4 protein-coding genes and 1 pseudogene are annotated in these 3942 nt (G+C 44.2%); 1 reads left to right on the top strand and 4 read right to left on the bottom strand.

All coding sequences use genetic code 11. From position 1 onward, the window contains the following. Window positions 1-62: 62 nt before the first annotated feature. From QUB13_RS30195 to QUB13_RS30185, 3 genes are all read right to left on the bottom strand, one after another. Window positions 63-1037, bottom strand: a complete 975-nt coding sequence (locus QUB13_RS30195) for an RNA-guided endonuclease InsQ/TnpB family protein (protein ID WP_333388718.1) — start codon at window positions 1035-1037, stop codon at window positions 63-65. Between the two features lie 61 nt (window positions 1038-1098). Then, window positions 1099-1632, bottom strand: a complete 534-nt coding sequence (locus QUB13_RS30190) for a hypothetical protein (RefSeq protein WP_333388715.1) — start codon at window positions 1630-1632, stop codon at window positions 1099-1101. 523 nt (window positions 1633-2155) lie between these two features. Continuing rightward, window positions 2156-2440: a hypothetical protein gene (locus QUB13_RS30185; protein WP_333388712.1), complete on the bottom strand. Its 285-nt coding sequence runs from the start codon at window positions 2438-2440 to the stop codon at window positions 2156-2158. 191 nt (window positions 2441-2631) lie between these two features. On the opposite strand from QUB13_RS30185, the gene QUB13_RS30180 reads away from it, so the two are divergent. Then, window positions 2632-3135, top strand: a complete 504-nt coding sequence (locus tag QUB13_RS30180) for a hypothetical protein (RefSeq protein WP_333388709.1) — start codon at window positions 2632-2634, stop codon at window positions 3133-3135. On the opposite strand, the pseudogene QUB13_RS30175 reads toward QUB13_RS30180, so the two are convergent. Continuing rightward, window positions 3103-3834, bottom strand: a pseudogene (locus QUB13_RS30175) (RNA-guided endonuclease InsQ/TnpB family protein); the annotation flags it as partial. The gene QUB13_RS30180 and the pseudogene QUB13_RS30175 overlap by 33 nt on opposite strands. Window positions 3835-3942 lie beyond the last annotated feature (108 nt).

The following is a 3942-nucleotide window of genomic DNA, read 5'->3' as shown; positions in this document are numbered from 1 at the left end:
CAACCTAGGGGTCAAGTTTCACTGGATTAGTTATTTACGGATTGATTACCGAGATTCACTAATCAACGAATCGCACTCCCAGAGATGTTCAAATCTTCTAAGGCGATTATATCAATATTACGAGATACTATTAAATTCGCAGTTTTCCATTGATATGCTTGGCGTTTATCACCAATCTTTTGATGGAATCTGCTGACTCTGATAGCTGCTTTTTTGCGGTTTTTACTGCCTTTTGTTTTGCGGATAACCCGTCTCTGTCTAATTTTCAGGGTACGTTTAGCTTTTTTGTTTGTCGAAAACTTGGGATTTTCAATTTGGTATCCATCAGAAAGATGAACCAGTTTAGTGATTCCCAAGTCGCAACCTATTACTTTGGGGCTATCGGCAACAGAAATAGCACTGTATTCAGGTACAGACTTATCCTCTATCCTCACGGAAATATACCAACCATTCTGGCGCTTTCTAACCGCACAAACCTTGATAGTAAATCCATCTGAGATTGGGCGAGAGTTGTAAAACCGAATCCAGCCCAGTTTTGGTAGGTAAATTTTATTGCCCTTGATTTTTACTCCCATTACGAAGGTAAAAGAAGTAAAGTTACTCCGATTTTTGAATTTCGGGAATCCTCTACCTTCAAAAAAATTTTTGTAGGCAATGTCTAAGCGTTTGACATTCTGTTGTAAAACTGTTGAGTCAATGCCGTTATACCAAGGTCTAGCTATTTTCAACTCAGGCAATGCTGTTATTTGAATGTCACCAGCACTTCGACGAGGATTTCTAGCTTTACCTTCAAAGTCAAGCTTAGAGTCTTTCCAGGGATTTCCAGTTGCGCCACTTTTACTTACGAAGCAGGTCAATGGTGAAGCTTCGCCTTTCGTTCTGATGTCACAGTAATTGCCTTCAATGAACTGCTGGTAGTATTGAGTCATTCTGTCGTTGAGACACCAGTTATAGTGACTTCGCAACATATCTACCCAAGCAGATATTTTTAATGCTTGTGTTTGATTGGGACGTAACTTGTAAACGTAATTTGTCAACAATTGCGCTCACCTCGTTGTTTATATTTTAACGTGTTTATCTGTTTTCAAGTGTTAGGAATTAAGAAAGATTTACGGCGGTTAAAACCGCCCGTGTCGCTTGCATCTCAGGGCTGAAGCCTCTGAGTTTTCCGCTTACTGAATGTTTTTTATAAGTCAGACCAAAGAACCGCCGCTTTTCGGATGGTGTCCGCTGCTGTACCCCAAAAGCATCTCTGAACCGAGAGTCCAGTCCTTCTAGGGTAAAGGCCGCTTGAAGGGCGATCGCCCGTTTGTTACCTTGCAGTGATTCAAGAGCTATTAGAGTTGTCAGTTCTCGCAAGCTGATAGTTTGTGCTTTTGTTGCGCCACCTCTACCTTGTCTCTGTATAGATACTGACTGAGGGTCGTACCTAAAACCAGCTTCTTGTAAAGCTTTTAGCTTATTGGGAGCTTTAGAGGGTAGCACCAAAAACCAGTCTCTTTGATAACCAAGTAATACGGAAGTGCCAACGATGCCGGCCCGAAATTCTCCATCTGGCATCATGTACCCGTCAAGAGGTAGGGCGTCGCTGAGTTGGATGGTGGCGGTAACAGCCTTAATTGATTCGGTCACTGAGTTTTTTCTCCCTTGCTAGACAGTTATCTATTTCATTAGTCTTCCATCCCACTTACCGATGGTTGTGCAACCTGTTAAACATCCGAGTTGCAAGGCTTATAGCCTAGGTCGTACCTCAGAGTGCAACCTGTTAAACCAACCGTTTTCGCCACGACAAGTTTGAAATGCCTCCAGTCTCTCCCAGTAAACGTTTGAGGGTCTTTGAATTCAAAAAGTTTGAAATGCCTTGAGCGGTTTTACCCACGCATTCACCGGCCTGAGTTAAGGACATCCGATACGAGCCGTCTGTCAGCATGAACCCATCCACTGTTAGGGAACCTATCTGCACGCCCGGCTCTAATTGCTCTCACTGATTCGGCCATAAATAATAATCCTGAGATACTGTGCGTGCGTCGAATGTCGGGTATACACCAAACTTCAGACAGGCGAGTTTTGGTGTATACCGAAAGTTCAACTTAGTTTTTCAAGTAGTGTTTCCCATTCCATAATTTGATTTTTTAGCAGTTGGGCGCGATCACCCTTAGCCTTGCGCTTGAGAAACAAACCCCTGCCAGCAAGTTCTTCGCGGGCTAATGCGATACTCTGCTCCAAAACTTTTGGTCAATTCCTCCCTATCCTCCTTTTTTAGTTCAGCATCGGTCATCCCCACCATCTGACGGGCGAACTGTTCCAAGAATTCAGAGCGCGAGATGTCGAGAGCCTCAGCCCTGGTGTCGATCGCTTTCATCGCGGTGGGAGTTACAAAAATGCTGTAACGCTCTTTGTTTTCGCCCCAAGCGCTGCGTTCTGCGGGTTTTCTGGCCATGTCTGTGTATGCACAAAATAACAATTTTCATCATAGGGCTTGACAACCCAGAAGCAAAAGTGTTATGCCTGTGCATACATAACTATGTATGTGCATACACAGACATAGTTTAACACCAAAACCAAACCCCGCCCCCTCTGACTCGCAATCTTCTGGGGCGGGGTGTGGCACTCACAATGGAGATTTCCTCTATGTTCGCAGATTACGGGCAGCCATCGCAACCCGCCCAAAGCTTTGTAGAAATACCCAATCCCCGCGTTACCACCGCAGTGGGACGCATGGAAGTGACCGACGTTCACTCTGAAACCATCACCGGTTGTTTGTTGGATGATCAAGATAATTTGCTCAAGGAAGACGGACAGCCGGTTTATGTGTGCGTCCGCAAGTCAGAGATTTTTTGTGCCGTCGAACGAGCCAAGGTGATTAGTTGGTGGCAACTGGAGGAGCAAGGGATTGCGGGACACACAACGCCCCGAAAATATTCCCTAGAATCCCTAATCAATCGATTAGATGGACTCAAATTGGATGAACTGTACGTTTTACGAACTTTCGTTGCTTTGGAGAGCGACCCCTTTCAAGCATATTCGGGAAGCGTCAACAACGACTTATCCCACTTGCAGGCTTGGTTTCCCACCAGGGCGAACTCTACCCTTGCGGGTTACTCAATAAATGCCAGTCATCCCCCCTATTACTAGGTTTCGACTGAACGAATCGCACTCGGGTTTTTCGCCGAATTTAGGTAGCAGATCATTATCGACAAACGAAGCTTTAGAAGAATACGATTCTTCGGTTTCAACAAAACTTAAACCGTATTGCTCGCACAATTGAACTATTCTATCTTTCAGTCTGCCCGTAGGAATTTGCACAAATTTTTGATTAGTTTTGCTTCCCATATTGGCAGACTCTTTTTGCCCCTTGTTCCAGCCAAAAATAACTACACCAATTTGGTTTTCTAAGCAGTGTTGAATTACTTTTCTTGCCGCTTTATTAACCGCGTCTCGCATTTGGCGGTTACGCTTTTCAGTTAATCCTGCCAACCGTTTAGACCAGTAGCCATTGACCTTCCCTTTCATGAGAAAAGCTACTCGTTTGTTGTATCCTTGGTTGAGGGACTTGAGATGCTTGCCGTCAACAATAAAACTTGTACCTATATTGCTAACGCAGGTTAGCCAGTTGTCTATTCCGTGGTCGATCGCCAAGCATCTAGCAGGGTCTACATTCGCTTGAACATCCTCTGTCTTGTAAATCAATTCCAAGTAAAAACAGCCATTCCGGGGAAGGATACGATACTCTCGAATGGTCTTAAAATCTAGATTAGATGGTATTGGCAGGAAAAACGCATCTAACCCAAACCACGCTTTAACCTTGCTTCCCAGAGGGAATCGCAGCATTCCATTCTTAAGTTTTACGGATCTTCCTGTAAATGTATCCGCTCAATAAATCGGGGTAACAGAAAAAAAGAAGGTTCACAATCTAGGCACAGCATGGTAGAATATAAAGCA

Source organism: Microcoleus sp. B4-D4, from assembly GCF_036705185.1.
GTDB lineage: Bacteria > Cyanobacteriota > Cyanobacteriia > Cyanobacteriales > Microcoleaceae > Microcoleus.
The sequence above is the reverse complement of the archived record's forward strand: the minus strand, read 5'-3'. Positions and strand labels throughout refer to the sequence as shown.

What these genes read in the sequence shown, in the direction of transcription:
- QUB13_RS30185 (WP_333388712.1), bottom strand. Translation starts at nt 2,440, where the DNA reads ATGGCCAGAAAACCCGCAGAACGCAGCGCTTGGGGCGAAAACAAAGAG.
- QUB13_RS30180 (WP_333388709.1), top strand. Translation starts at nt 2,632, where the DNA reads ATGTTCGCAGATTACGGGCAGCCATCGCAACCCGCCCAAAGCTTTGTA.